Raw genomic sequence first — 21,159 nt, forward strand, 5'->3', positions numbered from 1 at the left:
TATAATTTCTGTTTTCTCTATGCTTCTGGTTGCTTTCCTATTGAAGCAAGTATTCCCCCATCTACATATAGGATATGTCCATTTACAAAGTTAGAAGCATCTGATGCTAGGAATACTGTAGGTCCAATTAAATCATCTGTAGTTCCCCAACGAGCTGCTGGTGTTTTAGAAATAATGAAATCATTAAATGGATTTCCTTCAACTCTTAGCGGTGCTGTTTGTGGTGTTTCAATATATCCAGGTCCTATACCATTACATTGGATATTACTTTCACCATATTCTGCGCATATATTTTTTGTTAGCATCTTTAATCCACCTTTTGCTGATGCATATGCACTAACTGTTTCACGACCTAGCTCGCTCATCATAGAACATATATTAATTATCTTTCCATGACCTTTTTTAATCATAGATGGTATTACTGCTTTAGAAACAATAAATGGCGCATTTAAATCTACATCTATAACCTTTCTGAAGTCAGCTGCTGACATTTCAACCATTGGAATTCTTTTGATTATTCCAGCATTATTAACTAAGATATCAATAACTCCAACTTCTTCTTCTATTCTTTTAACTAAAGCTTGTACAGCATCTTCATCAGTTACATCGCATACATATCCTTTTGCTTCTATTCCATCTGCCTTATATGCTGCTAATCCTTTATCAACTAGTTCTTGATTTATATCATTAAAAACTATTTTAGCACCTGCTTTTGATAAACCTGATGCAATTGCATATCCTATTCCATAAGATGCTCCAGTTACTAAAGCTATCTTTCCTTTTAATGAGAAATTATCTAATTTGAAATCATTCATTAAACTTAATCCTCCTCTTTTTATTTTAAATCATCCATAGAAACCATATCCATATCATCATATGTTATGTTTTCTCCACACATTGCCCATATGAATGTGTAATTGCTTGTACCTACTCCTGAATGTATTGACCAACTTGGAGAAATAACAGCTTCTTCATTTCCAACTACTATATGCTTAGTTTCATCTGGTTTCCCCATTAGGTGAAATACTTTAGTATCTTCTTTCATATCAAAATATAAATATGTCTCCATACGTCTTTCATGAGTATGACAAGGCATTGTGTTCCATGCACTACCCTCTTCAAGTATTGTATATCCCATTTGTAATTGACAACTTTCACATATATTTGGATGAATGTATTGGAATATTTTTCTCTTATTCAATGTTTTACCTTCACCAACAACTCTTGGTGTAATGTTATCTATACTTATTTTCACATTTGGATATTTATGGTGAGCAGGTGTTGATACAACATAAAATTTTGCTAAATTATTTAAATCATTAGACTTAAATATTACTTGCTTTGTTTCCTTACCAATATAATATCCATCTTGTTTTTTCATTTCTTCTTCTTTTCCATCAATAATAATTGTTCCAGGACCACCTATATTAATAATCCCAAGTTCACGACGTTCTAAGAAATAATCTACTCCAAGTTCTTTTGAAAGAACTATTTCTAAAGGCTTGTCCTCAGGTGTGACTCCTCCAAATATTTGACGATCATAATGTAAATAAGTTAAACAAACTTCACCTGGCACAAATATTTTTTCCTGTAAAAACTCTCCTCGTAATTCCTCTGTTGAGTAATGCTTTATATCTTTAGGACTATGTGAATATCTAGTTTCCATCTAAAACACTCCTTTCTTCGTGTTAACCAGTTAACACATTAAGATGTTAATATTATATTACTACCATTTGTAACCGTAGTCAATAAGTTTCAGAAAATTTTCTCAAATAAAAAAAAGAAGATATCAAATCTCCTTTTTTTTCATTTATTTAAATTCTTTTGTCTATAAAATTTTTTAACTCGTCCTGCGTAGGTAAACCATCATTATCACTAGAGTATGTAACTTGAATCGCACCAATTGCATTCCCTCTTATTGCACACTCTTTAATTGATAATCCCTCTAATTTTCCACTTAATACTCCTGCCGCAAAACCATCTCCTGCCCCTACAGTATCTACCACTTTTTCAACTTTAAATCCTGGTACAGTAAAACTATCATCACCACTTCTAACATAAGCTCCCTTATTACCATTTTTAATAATAACTTCCTTAATACCAATATTCTGATAAAAATCAGCTATTTTTTCCACATCTCCACTTCCAGTTAACACCAGACCTTCTGCTACACCAGGCAATATTAAATCACATTTTTTTGCCAGATCATTTATAACTCTAACCATGACTTCTTCACTTTCCCATAAAGCTGGTCTTAAATTCGGATCAAAAGTTACATAAACCCCTTTTTCTTTTGCTCTTTCCATTAAGCGATATGTAGCTTCCCTGCAACTTAATGATACAGCAGGAGGGATTCCAGTTACATGAAGAAGTTCAACTCCATCAAAACTAATCTTATCAATATCTTCTAAAGTAATGTTTGAAAATGCCGATCCCTTTCTATAATATGCTGTTACAGGATCTCCATTTGAAACTTTACTTTTAAGCATTAGTCCTGTTTTATTTATGGTATCAAAAGTTATAAACTCTGTACCTATTTTTTCTTTATCAATAAACTTTTTAATATATAAACCTAATGGATCATCGCCTAACCTTGTAATATATTTAGCTATATGCCCTAACCTTACAAGGCCTATACAAACATTAAGTTCTGCGCCTGCTACTGATTTTCCAAATAAATCTACACTCTCTAAGTCTCCTTCTACTTTAGCTGTAAAAAGAGCCATTGCTTCTCCAAATAATAGTACTTTACTCATATTATAATTTTCTCCCTAATCTCCTTAATAATATAAAATATATTATTAATTTATTCTTTTAAATTTTTATTTAGTAGCTTGTATTAATTTTTCACAACGCTCTTTTAATATATTAAGATTAGATGCATTTATTCCTTTAGTTAAATATCCACCAAATCCTGTAGCATATGCACCATTTTCAAACCACTCTTTAACGTTCATATCATCAACTCCACCAGTTGGCATCATTTCAATAAATGGCATTGGTGCTTTAATACCCTTAATCATTTTCATTGAAATACAATCTCCTGGAAATAATTTAACAACATCACTACCAGCTAAATATGAATTATAAACTTCTGTAGGAGTTGCAGCTCCCATTGAACAAAATATATCTTTTTCCCTACAATACGCTCCTACTTCTTCTACAATACAAGGAGATACTATAAAGTCTGCTCCATTATCTATTGCAAGTTTTGCTTGTTCCTTAGATAATACTGTTCCTGCTCCTATAAGTGCATTTGAAAATTCCTTTTTCAAATCATAGATTAATTTTTCTGCCTTCGGAAGACTAAATGTAATCTCTAATGATGTGATTCCTGATTCTACGAGAGTTTTACAAATAAGCTTTGCTTCTTCTATATCATTCCCCCTAATTACTGCAATTAATTGTCCCTTCATTACCTCTTTTACTTCTTTCTTATTCATATATTCATATCCTCCATTTATATTTTTATAAAAGCAAAAAAATATCTACTAATATTTATTTTGCATTTTCCAAATTTTTAAATTTACTTTTTCCTTTTTTTAAACATTGATGCTCCTAATAATGTTAGTAACCCACCTATTCCTACTAAGGTAGTTCCACCTATAACGGCTCCAGTATTAGGTAAGTTTTGTGAGTTATTTCCACTATTTAAATTGCTTGAATCTTCTATTTTCTCATCTACTATTACACTAAATTCCTTTTCTGATTTGGCACCCTTGCTATCAGTAACTTCAAATACTACTTTATACTCTCCCTTTTCAGTAACTTTAAAATTATTATCTAGCTTAATAGTATTTTCTTTAACTTTTATTGCTTCACTTAAATCTCCATCTTCTTTATCTGATGCAATTATTTTGTGAATACTTTTATCCCATGTATCTCCAACATATAGTTTTACATCTTCTCCATAAATTATAGGAGCTTCATTTATAACTTCTGCCTCTGTTTCATCCTCATTTAAAGCTTCTCCTAACTCCATTGTTAATTCAAAGCTTGCACCCATTGCCCCAGAAGTATTTACGTCAAAGGCTATCTTTTTATCATTTAGACTGATATTTGATATTTGGCTATCTGATTTTACTAATTTAGCTGCTGATTTTGCAATTTCTATTGATAAGCTTTCTCCTTCAAATGTTGGATCAGAAACTGATATTGTTAATGTATTATCGTCGTTTTCTTTTATCATAACTGATGCTTTTCCTGATGATGTTATAGATCCTGATGTATTTTTACCATCTACCCAAAAATTTGCGCCTTCCATCTTTAATTTCGTATGCTTAACCCCTTGAGCAATCTCATCATTTCTTACTATTTCAATATTTGAATTATTAGCATAATCCTCTACTTCTTCTGACGATTTATTAGGCAATAATATATAGCTATATCCTTTATTTTCTATATTAGTACCATGATCTATATACATAGTTAAATAGTTGTTTGTAACTGTTTTATCTGCTGCTGAATTAGAAGCATTTATATTAAACCAATTACCTTCTCTGTTATCTCTTAATAAATTTATATCAGCTCCATTTGGGAAGTAATACCCAATACCTGTCCCCTCTACATTTCCTTCTAAATATGCCCATTCTGCGTTTTTGACCTTATCATTATCACCTAGTGCTTGTACCTTTTCTTCTCCATCTACAATAAATTTATTACTTCCATCTTTTTTTAGTTTCCTATTTTCAACTATTGTTTCTGTACTGAATTCTTCAGGATTAGTTATTCCTGAGCCTAATGCAACTATCTCATCATCAAACATAAACCAAGATTTATTTGCTTTTAAAGAGTCGTACTTATTATCTATTTGCATACCTGATACACCATACTTACCTAGTTTAGTTCCACCAGACCAACTACTATTTCCTAATTCATAATAAACTTCATCTTGTAGCGGTGAACCTGCATCTATATCTGGAAGAATCTCTTTATCAGCTCTCTCTCTCTTATCTATTGTTGTCCCTGGCATCCTGTATGGATCTATGGTTGACCAAAAGTCATCTGAGAATTGAGTTAAATCATCATTATAGAGATAAGTCATCCCATCTCCTTGAAACCAAGGTTTTAAATTTTCCTTGTTCATAAATTCATATTTACTTATTCTGCTTGAACTTCTTGAAATAGCTAATGCATACCCCTCTCTTTCATGAACAGTCTTATCCATCATATTCAAGGAATAGTGAGCTGCACCTTGTAATGATTGATGAATAACTTCATTATTCATCATTTCATAATATTTATCTATTACATTTATTGATTTAAACTTAGTCCCAAAATCTATTACATCTTCTGCTTCAATAGCCCATTGTTTTACTAATGCTTGTATTTTGTTTGCCATATCTTCATCTGAAATCATTGATATTTTAAGCATGCCTTCAATAATTCCAGCGGCTTGTATATATCCATTTCCGTTATATCTAGATATAGACCTTCCTCTAACCATATCCATAACATAGCCTTTATATATAATAGGATCAAAACTTTCAAATATCCAATTATATATATTATTTTTACTTTCCGCCTCAATTTTCCATGGAGTTCCCTCTAGTAAAAACATTACATTTGATATTTTATCTATAAGAACGTTTCCATATGACCCAGTATAGGCAACTATTCCATGTTGAACATAAGAACCATCAGGGTAAAATCCATCTCCACTAGTTACATAGTCAAAAACATCTGATATATCTTCTGAAGCTTCTTTTATTTTTTCTGGATCTTTTTCATTAACACCTTGAAGTAATTTATTTAAACATACATCTGCTAAATTAGCTCCAGTATGATATTTACTTCCTGGTTCAATACTTGGTAAAAATTTTTGTATTGCATCCATATATCTAGTTATTTGATCTTCAGTTAAGTCATCGTACATTAACACAACAATATTATTTAATCTAGCAGGTACCCCAATCATCCATTCCCACCAGTTTCCGTATTGCTCTATTTCACTATTATAGGCATTTTTATTTATCCATTCTAATGCATAAATTATATTATCTTTCAGCTTCTCATTTTTATAGTAAGTATCATTAGGTAAACTATAAGCCATAGCCATTGACACAATATTATTAAACATTGATGTTATTCTAGCTGGATTATCTTTGTAATCTTTTAAATCTTCCCATAGGTAATCATTATTTTCATCTAAATTCATAGATTCTAAATATGTTTTTGTTTGTTTTACATATCCTGATATCTTCTTAGCTATAGTTTCATTATTTACATCAATTAATTTACCGCCAATTAAATCTTCCTTACATTTTAGTCTAATAGATTCAATTATACCCTCTACATCTCCATTTTCCATATTAACTATACTGCTTGTACTAATTTTAGTTGTTTCTGCATTTACGACATTAGTTAATGCAGTGCTAACAATTACGGTTCCCGCTAATGTTGATGCAATTATTTTTTTTGTTGTTTCCTTACTTTTTCTCATAAAATACATCCCCCTCATAATATTTAACTAAACGCTAAATTTAATAAATTGTTTCTAATTAATAGGTTAACATATTAACATTATACGTTTCTTTGGTATTTACTGTCAATGCCTGATTGTTACTTATATATAAAACTAGCCTTAGTAGAATAATCTTAAGTATTCTACTAAGGGCCTTTATATTCTTTAACGCTTTATTTATTTATTTATTTATTTATTTATTTATGGAAAGAAAATAACATAAAGGTATAACTTTACAAGTAGGAGGTAAACTACTCCCGCTTATTTGTTGAGTTTTAAATAAATATATATCAATTATTGTTATGAAGATAATGAATAAATATTAAAATAGAAACAAAAAGGAGGACTACGTAAATTACTTTTAATAATTTACGTAGTCCCTACTTTTTAATCTATTTAAGTTCTGGCCAGAAGCCCTTATTTGCTTCTATCATATCGTCTAAGATTTTTTTTGCAACTAAAGTTGATGGTACTGTTTTGTTCATTGCAAATGATTGTAATACTTTATTATAAGAACCTTCAATTGCTCCTTCAACTATTAATTTTTCTGAAGCTACTTGTTGTTCCATTAATCCTTTATAGAATGTTGGAATTGCATCAATCTTAATAACTTCTGCTCAATTCTTACCCATTAATGCTGGTAATTCTACCATAACATCATCATCTATATTTGGAATACTTCCGTTATTTGGTTCAATAACTATAAACTTTTCTTTTAAGTCATTCTTAATAGATACAGCTAAGTCTGCTATAAAGTTACCGTGTGCTCCATGATAGAAAGCATCCTTTGTAACCTCTCCAGTTTTTAAATAATGATCTACACCTTCAAATAAATTCTTCTCACGGCTCATCATAACTTCATTTGCTCTAGTCCATTCTGCATCTGAATGTTCTGCTACATCTTTAGATAATAAGTAGTATTGTAAGTAAGTGTTTGGTAAATAATCTGGGTATAAATCCATCATAGTCTTCATATTATTCCAAACCTTAACCCAAGATTGAGAGGCATGTCTTTCTCCTTCTTTTAATGGATTTTTCTTCATAGCCTCAACATATTGTCTTGGCATTAAAGTACCAACTTCATTTACATATTCACGAATTTCTTTAATTATATCTCTTCCTTCATAAGTAATTTCAGTAAACCATCCAAAGTGATTTAATCCAAAATATTTATAATCCATCTTTAAGTAATCCACATCACCTAAACATTTAGAAATCATCTCTAATATAGCTATTGGCATATCACAAATGTTTATTATTCTTGCATTAGGTCTTAAAACTCTACAAGCTTCTGAAACTACTGCTGCTGGATTTGAGTAGTTTAATATCCAGTGATCCTTATCTGCATATTTTTCTACATCGTCAATAACTTCCATCATTGGGAATATAGTTCTAAGCCCATATGCTAACCCACCACATCCACAAGTTTCTTGTCCAATACATCCATGCTTTAAAGGAATTTTTTCATCCATCTCACGCATAGCATATTTTCCAACTCTCATTTGTGCAAATATAAATTTAGCATCCTTATAAGCTGTTTCTTTATCAGTAGTTGCAGTTAATTTAATGTTAGAATTTAATTCTTTTAAAATATAATCTACTACTACAGCAACCTTATTTTGTCTTTCTTCGTCTATATCAAATAATCTAACCTCAGTTACTTCTAATTCCTTTTCTCTTAATGCAATTGATTTTACTATTCCTGGAGTGAATGTACTTCCCCCACCAACTATTGTTATTATCATTTTTCTACAACTCCTTTTTTAACTATTATTAATATATAAATTAAAGTGTTAATAACACATCTTCAACTTCTTTACGTACCTCAGGTACTTCTATTCCAAATATAATTTGAACATTATTTCCTCTTTTAACTATTCCACTATTTTTACATTTATTTATTTCAGCTTCATTCAATAAAGAAATATCTTTTACATCTACTCTTAATCTAGTGAAGCAATTTGTAACACTAACTATATTTTCTTTACCACCTAGTCCATTTATTATTGATAAAACTTCTGCAACCCCAATTCTTTCCCCCGCTTTAATAGTTTTAGATTTAACTCCATTTTCTTTTGAAGCTTCTTCTACATTAACATCTTCTCTTCCTGGAGTCTTAAATTTAAACTTTTTAATTAAGAATGAGAATAATACAAAGTAAACAGCTATTTGTACTAATCCTAATACAAACATAATTGGCCAGTTAGTCTTTTGGACTCCTGCAATAAGATTATTTAAAGTTATAGTTATAATTCCTCCACCTAACATTGCAGTTACATTGAATATTTTAAGTAATACTATAAATAAACCTGCTATAGCTGAGTGAATTACATATAATACTGGTGCTGCAAATATAAATAAGAAATCAAAAGGTTCTGTTACACCAGAAAGGCAAGCTGTTATTGCTAATGGCATTAGCATCGCCTTAACTTTTTGCTTATTTTCTTTAAATGCAGTCTTGTAAAATGCTAATGCTATACCTATATAACCAAAAGTTTTAGTAAATCCAGTTGCCATATAGTAAATTGAATCAGAGAACTTTGTTACTGCTGGGTTACCAAATTCAGCTATTGTTATAGCATAAGCTCCTGCTAAAGTTTGCTCCCCAACTTGCATTACACCACCAATATCAGTAAATTGGAATGGAACATAAACTAAGTGATGTAATCCTGTTGGTATAAGTAATCTTTCTAAGAAACCATATATAAATAATCCAAAACTTCCACTGTTTTTTATAACTACAGTTAAAGCCTTTATTCCTTCAGCTACTATTGGCCATGCAAATGTTACTAAAACACCTAAAGATAAGCTTACTAAAATCATTAAAATAAAGGAAAAACGAGTTCCAGAATACATTGCCCAGTAACCTTTAAAGTTTGAATCACATGATTTATTAAATACATAACCTACTAAACATCCAATAATTATCCCACTAAAAACACCCATATCAGATACTTGAATACCCAAAACAGAAGCTTGACCTGTTCCTATTAAGCCTAGCATTTCATTTGGAGTTTTTAACATCTCAAAAGTTTTTAATGTTATGTTATTTGATTTTAAGAACATTAAGTAAGACATTAAAGCTATAATCGATGCTTGATGCTTCTCTTTTTTAGCTAAAGCTGCTGCAATACCTATACAGAAAAGTAATCCTAAATTATTAACTAGTAACATTATCCCTTCATAAATTAAGTTACCCACTAGTTTAAACGGTGTCCAACTTAAAAATGGTAGATAATTAACAACTGTTGAATTAGTTAAAAGAACACCTAAAATTAAAATCATACCTGCAACAGAAAGATACATAAGTGGCTGAACCATAGCTTTTGCAAATCTTTCTGCCGATGCTAAAAATTTTTCTTTCATAATATTTCTTCCTTTCAATTTATATCTTTAAATTTATATATATTAATTTATAATTATATACAATTCTATAAAGGTAAAAAAATATAGACCTAGATTATACTTAAGAAAAAATCTTTAAATATAATCTAGGTCTAGCCTGCATTACCAGTAACAATCCTAATCTCTTATAACCTTTAATAAATGTACCATTAGATAAACCTTTTCTTGTTTTAAAATTTCATAATCAAAGGTTTTCTTTATATATTCTCCTACCTTATCTACGCATATTTCTAGTTTAGAGTCCTTCTTTTTAAGTAAATCATATAAATCATCTACTCCATCTATATTTTGCATAGAATTAGTAATTATTCTTTGTGCTAAAAACTTCAAATGAGTAGTAAGTCTGGAATAATCAAATCTATCTTCAGTTAAATCAATGTTATAAATTTCTTTTAATATTCTTGAAACACCAGAACATAAAACTAAAATCTTTCTAGTGCTAGAAGTACCAAGATCTAAGCATGCATTTACAATATGTATTGCTATATAGCTTGCCTCATCTACAGGTAATCTTTCGCCTATATACTTTTCTATAACATCAAGTGCCCTTAAACCAATTTTATATTCTTCAGAATATAAAATTCTAATTTCACTACTCATAAGATTTGGTAAAATTACATCTTCCTTAAATCTTTCCACTGCACAAAAAATGTGATCTGTTAAAGCTAATATAAGCTGACTACTAAGTTTTACTTCTAGCTCGGAACTTGCAATTTCTATTATTTCCTCTGATATCTGGAAATACTCTATTGGGATTTTATCAAGAATTTCGTTAAAAATACTTTTATCATCTGCTTCAATAAAATATTTTTTCTCTATTTTATCTTCATCTATTAAATCACCAATTTTTTTCTTAAAGCCAATACCAGCTCCTTGAACTAAAACTTCTCTATTATCCTCTGTAACAGTCGCAACAATATTATTATTAAATAATTTGATGATTTTCATAAATATCCCCTATCTAACCTATAAATAAAAATATACTTTCAATTTAAATTATAATAGATTTTTACTTATAGCTGCTCATAATATGGTGGTAAGCCTACAATAAGTCTACATATATGAATAGCTCTTATAACTCTAAAATATGAGACAAGTTGCCCTTATAAACTCTCAAAAGTATAAAAAAAGACCTAATATCAAACTTTAAATTAGTTTAATGTTAGGTCTTGCCTGCTTTACCAGTAACAATCCATATCTTATATCTCAATTATAACTACCTTTGTTCAAGTTGTCAATGTTTACATTCATATTTTTTAAAATTTTTTTAATTTTTTTAAATTAGTAAACCCAATAATAATAAAATAATATCTAAACTCTAAAATTCCACTATCCATTTGACAAAAAATTCAATTTTAGCTACTTTCTTATAGTTTTCTTTCGACACAATATCTACCATAGATTTCATTATATCGTTCTAAAAGTCTATCTCCAGTAATATTCTGGAAGCACTTTATGAACCTCTACCCTATTTTTTAAAACAAAATAAAACAAATAAAACTTTTAGTATAGTCAAAATAAAAACTACTTGTCTTTCGTAACTTTCGAAATAATACATACCTTTATTATTTATCAAATAAATTATGAGAAATGATTTATTATACTTCTATAAGTACATTCATTATCCCACCACAAACCATTCCTTCATCTTCTGCTACATCTCCTGTCATATCAACTTGCATTGTCATAAAGCTTCCTTTTTCTTCTTCCTCTATTAAATCCCTTGCTGCAAGAATTACCTCTCCTTCACTACATCCTCCGCCTATGCTTCCAAGTGTTTTCCCATTTTGCCAAATAATCATTTTAGCTCCTGCCCCTCTTGGTGTAGACCCCTTTGTTGATGTTACTGTAACAATTGCTCTTCTTTCTTCATCTTCTTTTGCAAGGTTTTCTAATACTTTAATATCCATATCAGAATAATTTGTTCTTTTTTTAGCATTTGCACAAGCTATCATATCTGATATACCTAGCCTTTTTTGTGCAATAATCTGAGAAATAATAGATATTGCAATTTCTAATGGTGTAATTCCCCCAATTCTAAATCCTATTGGAGAACATATTTTATCTAATAGCTCTGCACTATATCCTTCTTCTTTAAATTGATCTTTAATTCCTTGAACTCTTCTCTTAGATCCTATCATTCCTAGATATTCTGGTTTTATATTTAAAACTGCTCTAAGACATTCTTTATCATATTTGTGTCCTCTTGTAACAATTGCTACATAATCATTTTGATTTACATTTATTTGTTCAAAAACATTTTCAAAGCTTTCACAAATTACTTCTGTTGCTAATGGAAACCTTTCTTTATTTGCATAGGATAATCTATCATCTACAACTGTTACCTTAAATCCAATTTTAGCTCCTAAATCCACAAGATGCTCTGAAATATTTCCACCTCCAAAGATAATTAATCTTGCTTCTGGAAAAAACGGCTCTATTAAAATTTGCTCTTCATCATTATGTATGATAAGTTCTGGAGTCTTTTTATCTATTGCTTTATTTATTACATTTTTCATATCTTCATCAATATCTAATAAGTCCTCTTTATTTAAATCTAATAATATTTTTTCTATTTTCTTTCCCCTTTTAGATGAAAGCCTTGTCATCATTACCATGCTATGGTTGTCCTTCAATTCATTAATAAGTTCTCCATAAGTATTTCTCATATAATCCCCCTGTATTTTGCTGAGCAAAATAGTGAAAGAGTTAAAGAGTAAAAAGTGATTTTCACTAAAATATCTCTCAGCATTTTATTGTAAATAATTTATAAGTTTTTAATTAAAATAAATTTTCTTTAGCGCTTCAACTAATTTTTTTACGTCTTTTATATTATTTTCTTCTCCAAATGTAAATCTAAGTGAACATTGTGCCTTTTCATGAGATAAGCCTATTGCTTTAAGTACATGTGAAGGCTCTGTTAATCCTGAAGAACAGGCTGCTCCACTTGATACTGCAAATCCCATTTTATCTAACTTTAGTATCATTGTTTCCGCCTCCATTCCTTCAAAAAGGATGTTTGCGTTTCCTGGTAATCTATCTACAGCATGTCCATTCAATTTTGTATTTGGTATGCTTTTTAAAATCTGCATTATAGCTTCATCTCTCAAGAAGCGTAACTTCTTTTGATATTCATTTAAGTTTTTATTTGCTAATTCAATAGCCTTTCCCATCCCAACAATAGATGCAACATTTTCTGTGCTTCCACGCTTTCCTTTTTCTTGCTCTCCACCATCCATAAGAGACTCAATTCCAGTTCCCTTTTTGATATATAAAGCTCCTACACCCTTAGGACCATAAAACTTATGTGCTGATATTGATAATAAATCAACTTGTAAATCTTCAACATCTATAGGAATACATCCAACAGCTTGTATTGCATCTGTATGAAATATTATTCCCTTTTCTCTAGCTATCTTCCCTATTTCTGCAATTGGCTCTATTGTACCTATTTCATTGTTTGCCATCATTATACTTATTAAAATGGTATCTTTTCTTATAACTTTTTTTAAATCTTCAATTAATATTTTCCCATCCTTATCAACTGGAAGATAGCTTATTTCAAAGCCTTCTTTCTCTAATCGTTTACAACTTTTGCTGACTGCATGATGCTCTATAGACGAAGTAATTATGTGTTTCCCTTTCTTTTTATAATACCCAGCAATCCCCTTAATTGCAAAGTTATCAGCTTCTGTGCCTCCACTTGTAAAGTAAATTTCACTCTTTTTAGCATTTATAGAAGCTGCAACTTGCTCTCTTGCTTTTTCTATTGCTCTTTTACTTTTCCTTCCAAAACTATAAAGGGATGATGGATTTCCATACTGATTAGTTAAATATGGCATCATTTCTTTAAGAACCTCTTCATTAATGGATGTTGTTGCTGCATGATCTAAATATATCATCTTCTTATCCGTTATATCTTCTTCCAAAAAATTCACCCCCATTTTGCTAAGCCCTTTTTATTACAAATACTACAATAATTTTATCTTTAAAATCCTCTTTTTTATTACTTTTTAATTTTGATTATTATTTATTTTATGAATTTTCTTTATATTTATTTTAACATATATTGTATCTAATTCAAATTAATATTATTTACTGTATTCCTCCATTAATTGAAATAATTTCGAAATACATATATAAAATCTATATTTTAGTTTTTAAAATAACAATTAATAGGCATTCATATTAATTCTAATTCTCTATTATAATTCATAAAAATTTAGAAAATCCTCAGCAGGATTTTCCTCTGAGGATTTTTTAATTATTTTCTATTTTTATTTAATACTATTTCTGCCTTAAAAATTTTATGTTTAATCATTCGAAACTCTTATTATATGCATAGATAAATATAAAATTTCATCTTCACTAATTTGTTTATTTATAACCTTCTGAACATAGTTTTTTATTAGCCTAGCACATTTTACTTTATCTGGATATTGCATTTCAATTTGCTCTAAAATAAAACTATTTTTACTATCTGTTATTTTATCTTCCATTACCCTTTGTAAAAAATACTGTAAATGTGTAATAAATCTTGAATAATTTAATGAATCTTTATCTAACTTAATTTTTAAATCATACTTAATGATATTAATTATGTCTTTCATCATTTTAACCATTAAAATTGTATTTTCCATTTTTGCATCTTCATTTTGTGCATTTACAATATGAAAAGCTATATTGCAAGCTTCTTCTTCTGGAAGATTGATACTTAACATACTATTAATTTTTTCTACAGCATATAGTCCAACCTTAAATTCTTCTGGATAAAACTTTTTTACTTCCCACAATAGCCTATTTTGTAGAACTACTCCTTTATTGTGTCTCTCTATTGCAAAAGATATATGGTCAATTAATGAAATAAAAATATTATCATTTAATTCGCATTTTAATATATTTGTAGCATGTTCAATTATCATATTAGTAACATCTATATACTCACTTGGCATATCTTCCATAACCCTAAAATAGTTTTTCTTAGTGCTTTCATCTTTTAATGTAAATATCTTTTCTATTTTATTTGGATCTATGTCATCTCCAACTTTTTTCATAAATCCAATTCCTTTACCCATAGCTATTATTTCATTATTTTCTTCATCATTTACAAAAACAAGACTATTATTCATGACCTTTATTATTTTCATACTCTTCATCCTCATTCTTAGCAACAAATAATGATTCAAAATATACTTGGACAAACTAAACTTTTATACTTTACTATATTTATTATTAAATATTATCTCCATTAGTTTTAATTATGTCTTTATACCAATAAAAACTTTTCTTTTTTATTCTTCTTAAGTCCATTAGGTCAAATTCATCTCTATTTACATAAATAAATCCATATCTCTTCCCATAGCCTTGATGCGTACTTACAACATCTATAGCAGACCATGGACAATAACCTAATACATCAACACCATCACATATTGCTAATTTTAATTGCTCTAAATGTCTTTCTATGAAATCTATTCTATCATCATCATTTATTATATCATTTTTTTCTAATATATCTTTATCTCCATATCCATTTTCAGTTATTAATATAGGTAAATTATATTTTTCTGAAACCTTTCTTAATGTCATTCTTAATCCTACTGGATCTACTACCCATCCATACTTAGATTTACTAACATATGGGTTTTCTGCTGCTCTATATACCCCTTGCTCTCCTAGCATTATTTGTTGATCTCCAGCTCTTGCTGAAACATCTGAAGAGTCTCCTTTACTTTGAGCAATGGTTGCTGTAGAATAATAATTCATCGCAATAAAGTCTGGCTTCCCTTCTTCCAGTACTTTCATATCGCCTTCTGATATTATTGGTTCTAATTCTCTATCCTCTAGATATCTCCAAAACAACTTATTATATCTTCCAAAAACAGCTAAATCTAAAAAGCTCCAACATCTTAATGTTTCCCAGTTATGAGCTGCAATTGCATCATTTGGATTACATGTTTCTCCATACATAGATGTAATATTTAACGCTGGTCCTATTTTACCATTTGGACATACTTTATGACATAAACTCATAACCTTAGCTTGCGCTAATAACATATTATGATTTTGCTGATATAATTCTTTTTTACTTGGTAAGCTTCCACCCTTAGGTACTCCTATGGCACCTGGATGTAATATCATTGTATTTTGCTCATTTATAGTTAGCCAGTATTTTATTTTGTGTCCAAAATTATCAAATAATACTTTTGCATAATCTACAAATGCATCTATAGTTTCTCTGTTATTCCAGCCACCTTTTTTCTCTAGTTCATATGGCAAATCAAAATGATACATTGTTACAATAGGTTCTATATTATAACTTATAAGTTCATCAATCAAATTATTATAAAACTCAATTCCTTTTTTATTAATTTCCCCAGTACCATTTGGTATAATTCTTGTCCAAGCAATAGAAAATCTATATGCCTTTAATCCCATCTCTGCAAATAATTTAACATCTTCCTTATATCTATGATAATGATCACTAGCTACTTTAAAATTTGAAGTATCTTCTGGATGATCTAGCATGTCTATTACAGATAATCCCTTACCATCCTCATTCCAAGCTCCCTCTACTTGATAAGCTGATGTAGACGCTCCCCATAAAAATTCATTTGGAAAACCTTTTATATTTATATATATCATAAACTTACACCTCTTTTTAACAATAAATATGTTAGTATTAATCTAAATTTATACTAACATATCTTAAAAATTATATTAACACTTTTATATTATTTAATTACTTGTAATATATCTTCTTTTGATTTAACTATATTTCCAACACCTAAGCTTTTTATTTCTTTATAATCTGCTGAATTACAAACTAATACTGGAGTTACTACTTCGTATCCTGCTTTTATTATTTCTTCCTTATCAAATTCTAATAGCTTATCTCCAATATTAACTTTATCCCCAACATTAACAAAAGTATTATAATGCTTACCTTCTAAATTTACAGTATCAATACCAACATGAATTAATATTTCTACACCTGAATTACTCTTTATTGCTACTGCATGTTTTGATTCTAAAACTGCTTCTACAGTTCCTTCTATTGGTGAAACAACTACGTTGTTTTCTGGTATTATAGCTATTCCTTTTCCTAGTATTTCAGCTGAAAAAACATCATCATTTACTTCTGATAAAGGTATTAATTTCCCATTTAAAGGACTTTTTAATATTATTTCATTAACATCATTTGCTTCAATTGAATTTACGTTACTCTCATTTCCTTCTTCAACTGGATCATCAAATCCGATAATCCAAGTTAATGCAAATGTTGCTATAAAAGCAATTAGACATGTTACTATAGCATGAACTATATTCATTGGATTTGCACCTATAAATGCTGGTAATGCTGCTAACCCTGGTGATACAAATGCATAACGTACTAATCCTACTGCCCCTGCATATATACCTGCAATTCCTCCACCAATCATTGCTGCAATTAAAGGTTTTTTAAGCTTTAATGTTACACCATATAAAGATGGCTCTGTGATACCTAATACTGCTGTAAATCCAGAAGATGAAGCTAATTGCTTTAATGATTTATTTTTACTTTTTACTGCAACGCATAATGTTGCTGCTCCTTGAGCTATATTAGAAGCTAACATTCCTGGTCCATTTATCATTTCTGATCCAGTATTAGTTAATTGCATAGTTGCAATTGGTGTCATTGCCCAAGCAGTACCTGTAACTACTAAGAAAGGTTGTAAACCTCCCATTAAGAAAGGAATTAGCCAACTTGCTCTTGAATTAATCATATCTGCACCTAAAGCTACTAAATCATTTAAATATGTTCCAAATGGTCCTATTACTACTAAAGCCAATGGAGCAGTTATAAGTAATATCAGTAATGGTTTTGTAAAAAATTTAATTATTGATGGTGATACTCTTTCTGCGAATTTTTCAATATAAGACATTATCCATACAGTTATAATAATTGGTAATACTGATCCTGAATAATCAGTTAATCTAACTGGTAATCCAATAAAGCTAATATCTTGCCCTAAATTTATAAGATTTTTTAAATTAGGATGTAATAAAACTCCTGCTATTGTTATAGCTAATATTGGGTTACATTCAAATTTAAGTGCTGCTCCATAAGCTAATAGAACTGGCATAAAGAAGAATGCTGCATCAGCTATTGTATCTAATAATATATAAGTATGGCTATCACTTGTTAATACACCTGTAAGAGCTAGTATAGATAATAAAGCTTTTATCATACCTGCTCCAGTAATTGCTGGAATCATAGGTGTGAAAGTAGTTGAAATAATGCTTATAAAATTAGAAACTATACCTTGTTTTTCTTTATTATTTTTATTATTACTACTAACACTATTACTTCCTAATTTGTTTAGTATAGCTCTGTATGCAGTTTGAACCTCATTTCCAATAACTACTTGGAATTGTCCACCTTTATTTACTACAGAAATTACTCCAGATAAATTATCAATTTTATTTACTTGTACTTTAGACATATCGTTTAACTCAAATCTTAATCTAGTTGCACAATGGGTTAACTTACTTACATTCTCTTTCCCACCGACTAACTCTAAAACATCTAAACCAACTTTTTTATAATCCATTTTTCTCCCTCCATAATAAAAATTAAATATAAAAAAGACCAAAATAAAATGACTTCTATATCAAAAGAAATCATTTTTATCTTGGTCTTGCCTGCATTATCAGTAACATGCCTTAATAAAAATAAAGCTACTTTATGTAATTGTTTTCTCAAATTAATATTAACATATTTCGATTATTTTTTCAATAGTAATTTAAAAAAATCATATCATCTGGATGAGGAGTCATTGGATAATTTACTACTCCAAGAACCATACATCCTACCTTTGCATCTGGCATAATCTCATGAGCGAGCTTTACTGCTAACGTACTTGCAACTAATTCATGATGAGTTGCTTGATAAACTTAATTGCTTTAATGATTTATTCTTAGTCTTTAATCCAACTACTAATCTTTCAGTTTTTTGAGCTATAATTGATGATAACATACCAGATCCTAAAATTGTACCGTATCCTAAAGTTGCATATTGAATTTGTTGGATAGGTGCAAAGTAATAATACATACCAGTCATGATAAATAATGGAGTAAATGTACCCATAATTACAGGTATAAGCCATCCAGCTTTATCATTTATAAAGTTCATTCCAATAGCAAGAAATTCCTTCTCCCTCTTACTTTTATCTACTTTTTCACCCTTTTTCTTTTGAAATCCAATTCCTGCTCCTAAAAGGATTTTCTCTTGATTTCTTTCATTTACATTTAATCTAAATTTATAACTACTCTTTTTGTTAGTTATCAACTAATGTAGCACATACAATGGTTCTTGCATCTTCAAACTCATAACTACATGTATATAATGTAATTATTTTAGAAAAATCACTTTTTATTTCTTTTTGATAAGATGAATTATCTTTAATATTTTTAATATACTCATTATACTCTTCTGAGCTATTAAAATTATTTTTTAAATTAAGATTATTTGCACCTTCTACAAACATAGAAAATACTTCATAGATTTCTTCGCCATTTTCATTAATTATTTTAATTTTTCCATTATCAAAAAACTCTTTTTCTTTAAATTTATTTATGGCTGCAAACATACTTCCGTCTCTCATATTGTGACCATATAAAATTAGATTTTTATCTTTTAATTCATCATTTTTATAATCTAAAAATATCGTTCCTGAAATGCTATTTTCCTTATAAAAATTATTATTTAAATAAAAATCATTGTCCTCCCCTTGAACAACAGGATAATCTATTACTGTATCATCAATAGTAATCCAAAATCTATAATCTGAATTTATGTTTTTCATATCTTGATACATTTTTTTAAATTTTTCATCTTTATATTCTTCATCACTATCTAATTGATTATTGTCTTCAGCTTCATTTTTAATATCTCTAATATTATCATAAACTTTATTATCCTTATAATAATTGTATTTTTTAAATCCAATACTTATTAGACAAATCAAAATGATACAATATAAAACTATTCTAATTAATTTTCTTACATTATTATTTTTCAATATCATCTCTTCTTCTTTCAAATCTATTAATTGCCTTTATATCTATTAGTAAAATCAACTTTTAATAAATAAGCTGAAATAAAAGATACTAATGGTACTGCTAATATAATTGCCAAGCTTCCTGAAATTCCTTGCATTATTTCTATCCCAACTTGATACATATTAATTAATTGATTGTATTTTAAATTATAGGCATAGTTCATAATAAGTGTATTTATTGATCCACCTGTAAATGCAAGAATTAAAGTGTTAGACATTGTACCCATCATATCTCTTCCAACATTTATTCCTGATTTAAAAAGTTCCCCCCTAGATATTTCTGGATTATGAAGATGTATTTCATTAATTGTAGATGCTATAGACATACTAACATCCATAACTGCCCCCAAAGATGCAATAAGAATTCCTGCAAATAATATGCCTCCAACCTGTAATTTTGTATTATTAGCTATAAAAACTAATTCTTCTATTTCAGAAACATTATACCCTGAAATTTTAGAAAAATATCCAAATCCTGCTGCAAATATTCCTGATATAATTACGCCTATTATTGTTCCTATCATAGCTGAAATTGACTTTTTACTTATCCCATCAATCAGATATAAAGAAACTATACTTACTAATATTATTACAACTACTGCTGAAAAAAATGGAGAGTATCCCTTGTATAACATAGGTAAAAATAAATATATAATACAGATAAATGTAAATATTAAGCCAAGTGCCGATTTAAAGCCCTTTCTTCCTCCAATTATCCAAAGCATAAGCAAGAACAATCCTACAAATATATAAATCACATTAGATCTTTGATAACTATATACCGATAAAGTTGCATTATTATCATATTCACTTATTCCAACTATTACCTTCATACCAACTGTACAATCAGCTCCATAAAGATTCCCAGCAAAACTAGTAGCTTCGTATATCTCCCCTTTTAAGCTTCCACTTATCAATTTAACCTTAACTTTTTGATATCCTATTCTAGAACCATCTTCTTGTATATTATCTTCTAAAATTTCTATAACTATAGCCTTTTCATAACTTGTACCATCTCGATTAATTAACTCTACCTTATCTATTTGATTAAAAAAGTATAAGAATAGGAAAAATAAAATCATAATAAACCCTACAATGATATGATTTCTCATTCTCTTATTGCCTTTGATATAATTACTAGATTTAATATTAGTGATACCTTTAAATTTACCTGTTAACATAATACCC

Annotated in this window: 15 protein-coding genes and 2 pseudogenes; all 17 read right to left on the reverse strand. The window is 29.0% G+C overall.

The annotated features are described in order from the left end of the window. Nucleotides 1–17: 17 nt before the first annotated feature. The 17 genes and pseudogenes from J7M87_RS16410 to J7M87_RS16490 all read right to left on the reverse strand — a co-directional run bounded on the left by J7M87_RS16410 (nt 18) and on the right by J7M87_RS16490 (nt 21,152). Nucleotides 18–815, reverse strand: coding sequence for a gluconate 5-dehydrogenase (locus J7M87_RS16410; protein ID WP_291652639.1), 798 nt, complete (start codon nt 813–815; stop codon nt 18–20). Between the two features lie 20 nt (nt 816–835). Further along, on the reverse strand, nt 836–1,666 hold the full coding sequence (gene kduI, locus J7M87_RS16415; protein ID WP_291652642.1) for a 5-dehydro-4-deoxy-D-glucuronate isomerase: 831 nt from the start codon (nt 1,664–1,666) through the stop codon (nt 836–838). Nucleotides 1,667–1,814: 148 nt separating this feature from the next. Next, nucleotides 1,815–2,756 carry a sugar kinase gene (locus tag J7M87_RS16420; RefSeq protein WP_291652644.1) on the reverse strand — a complete coding sequence of 314 codons (942 nt, stop codon included), beginning with the start codon at nt 2,754–2,756 and terminating at the stop codon, nt 1,815–1,817. Nucleotides 2,757–2,822: 66 nt separating this feature from the next. Then, a complete protein-coding gene (locus J7M87_RS16425) occupies nt 2,823–3,443 on the reverse strand; it encodes a bifunctional 4-hydroxy-2-oxoglutarate aldolase/2-dehydro-3-deoxy-phosphogluconate aldolase (RefSeq protein WP_291652646.1) in 621 nt (206 codons plus the stop codon). Nucleotides 3,444–3,526: 83 nt separating this feature from the next. After that, nucleotides 3,527–6,442 carry a polysaccharide lyase 8 family protein gene (locus J7M87_RS16430; RefSeq protein ID WP_291652648.1) on the reverse strand — a complete coding sequence of 972 codons (2,916 nt, stop codon included), beginning with the start codon at nt 6,440–6,442 and terminating at the stop codon, nt 3,527–3,529. A 413-nt stretch (nt 6,443–6,855) separates the two neighbouring features. After that, a pseudogene (locus J7M87_RS16435) lies at nt 6,856–8,208 on the reverse strand (6-phospho-alpha-glucosidase). Nucleotides 8,209–8,248: 40 nt separating this feature from the next. After that, nucleotides 8,249–9,829 (reverse strand): PTS transporter subunit EIIC, encoded by a 1,581-nt coding sequence (locus J7M87_RS16440; protein ID WP_291652650.1) that lies wholly within the window; start codon nt 9,827–9,829, stop codon nt 8,249–8,251. Nucleotides 9,830–9,985: 156 nt separating this feature from the next. Continuing rightward, entirely contained in the window at nt 9,986–10,816 is an 831-nt protein-coding gene (locus J7M87_RS16445) for a PRD domain-containing protein (RefSeq protein WP_291652652.1), read from the reverse strand. A 650-nt stretch (nt 10,817–11,466) separates the two neighbouring features. Further along, the gene (locus tag J7M87_RS16450) at nt 11,467–12,537 is read right to left on the reverse strand and encodes an XdhC/CoxI family protein (RefSeq protein WP_291652654.1); all 1,071 of its coding nucleotides are present in this window, start codon (nt 12,535–12,537) and stop codon (nt 11,467–11,469) included. A gap of 108 nt (nt 12,538–12,645) precedes the next feature. Next, entirely contained in the window at nt 12,646–13,797 is a 1,152-nt protein-coding gene (nifS, locus tag J7M87_RS16455) for a cysteine desulfurase NifS (protein ID WP_291652655.1), read from the reverse strand. A 384-nt stretch (nt 13,798–14,181) separates the two neighbouring features. Next, nucleotides 14,182–15,015, reverse strand: coding sequence for a BglG family transcription antiterminator LicT (licT, locus tag J7M87_RS16460; protein WP_291652657.1), 834 nt, complete (start codon nt 15,013–15,015; stop codon nt 14,182–14,184). Nucleotides 15,016–15,100: 85 nt separating this feature from the next. After that, nucleotides 15,101–16,513, reverse strand: a complete 1,413-nt coding sequence (locus J7M87_RS16465; protein ID WP_291652659.1) for a glycoside hydrolase family 1 protein — start codon at nt 16,511–16,513, stop codon at nt 15,101–15,103. A gap of 89 nt (nt 16,514–16,602) precedes the next feature. Then, complete coding sequence (locus J7M87_RS16470; protein WP_291652661.1) at nt 16,603–18,462, reverse strand: beta-glucoside-specific PTS transporter subunit IIABC; 1,860 nt, start codon at nt 18,460–18,462, stop codon at nt 16,603–16,605. 202 nt (nt 18,463–18,664) lie between these two features. Further along, nucleotides 18,665–18,805 (reverse strand): annotated as a pseudogene (locus J7M87_RS16475) (family 1 glycosylhydrolase); the annotation flags it as partial. Then, the gene (locus J7M87_RS16480) at nt 18,783–19,199 is read right to left on the reverse strand and encodes a CAT RNA binding domain-containing protein (RefSeq protein WP_291652663.1); all 417 of its coding nucleotides are present in this window, start codon (nt 19,197–19,199) and stop codon (nt 18,783–18,785) included. The pseudogene J7M87_RS16475 and the gene J7M87_RS16480, both read right to left, overlap by 23 nt. Then, nucleotides 19,189–19,932 carry a class B sortase gene (gene srtB / locus J7M87_RS16485; RefSeq protein WP_291652666.1) on the reverse strand — a complete coding sequence of 248 codons (744 nt, stop codon included), beginning with the start codon at nt 19,930–19,932 and terminating at the stop codon, nt 19,189–19,191. Before srtB ends, J7M87_RS16480 begins: the two co-directional genes overlap by 11 nt. 26 nt (nt 19,933–19,958) lie before the next feature. Then, nucleotides 19,959–21,152 carry a YibE/F family protein gene (locus J7M87_RS16490; RefSeq protein WP_365846006.1) on the reverse strand — a complete coding sequence of 398 codons (1,194 nt, stop codon included), beginning with the start codon at nt 21,150–21,152 and terminating at the stop codon, nt 19,959–19,961. Between the last annotated feature and the right edge of the window lie 7 nt (nt 21,153–21,159).

It is taken from the genome of Clostridium sp. (genome assembly GCF_017888565.1).
Lineage (GTDB): Bacteria > Bacillota > Clostridia > Clostridiales > Clostridiaceae > Clostridium.

What these genes read in the sequence shown, in the direction of transcription:
- J7M87_RS16430 (WP_291652648.1), bottom strand. Translation starts at nt 6,442, where the DNA reads ATGAGAAAAAGTAAGGAAACAACAAAAAAAATAATTGCATCAACATTA.
- J7M87_RS16420 (WP_291652644.1), bottom strand. Translation starts at nt 2,756, where the DNA reads ATGAGTAAAGTACTATTATTTGGAGAAGCAATGGCTCTTTTTACAGCT.
- J7M87_RS16465 (WP_291652659.1), bottom strand. Translation starts at nt 16,513, where the DNA reads ATGATATATATAAATATAAAAGGTTTTCCAAATGAATTTTTATGGGGA.
- J7M87_RS16445 (WP_291652652.1), bottom strand. Translation starts at nt 10,816, where the DNA reads ATGAAAATCATCAAATTATTTAATAATAATATTGTTGCGACTGTTACA.
- licT (WP_291652657.1), bottom strand. Translation starts at nt 15,015, where the DNA reads ATGAAAATAATAAAGGTCATGAATAATAGTCTTGTTTTTGTAAATGAT.
- J7M87_RS16440 (WP_291652650.1), bottom strand. Translation starts at nt 9,829, where the DNA reads ATGAAAGAAAAATTTTTAGCATCGGCAGAAAGATTTGCAAAAGCTATG.
- J7M87_RS16450 (WP_291652654.1), bottom strand. Translation starts at nt 12,537, where the DNA reads ATGAGAAATACTTATGGAGAACTTATTAATGAATTGAAGGACAACCAT.
- J7M87_RS16410 (WP_291652639.1), bottom strand. Translation starts at nt 815, where the DNA reads ATGAATGATTTCAAATTAGATAATTTCTCATTAAAAGGAAAGATAGCT.
- J7M87_RS16470 (WP_291652661.1), bottom strand. Translation starts at nt 18,462, where the DNA reads ATGGATTATAAAAAAGTTGGTTTAGATGTTTTAGAGTTAGTCGGTGGG.
- J7M87_RS16425 (WP_291652646.1), bottom strand. Translation starts at nt 3,443, where the DNA reads ATGAATAAGAAAGAAGTAAAAGAGGTAATGAAGGGACAATTAATTGCA.
- kduI (WP_291652642.1), bottom strand. Translation starts at nt 1,666, where the DNA reads ATGGAAACTAGATATTCACATAGTCCTAAAGATATAAAGCATTACTCA.
- J7M87_RS16490 (WP_365846006.1), bottom strand. Translation starts at nt 21,152, where the DNA reads ATGTTAACAGGTAAATTTAAAGGTATCACTAATATTAAATCTAGTAAT.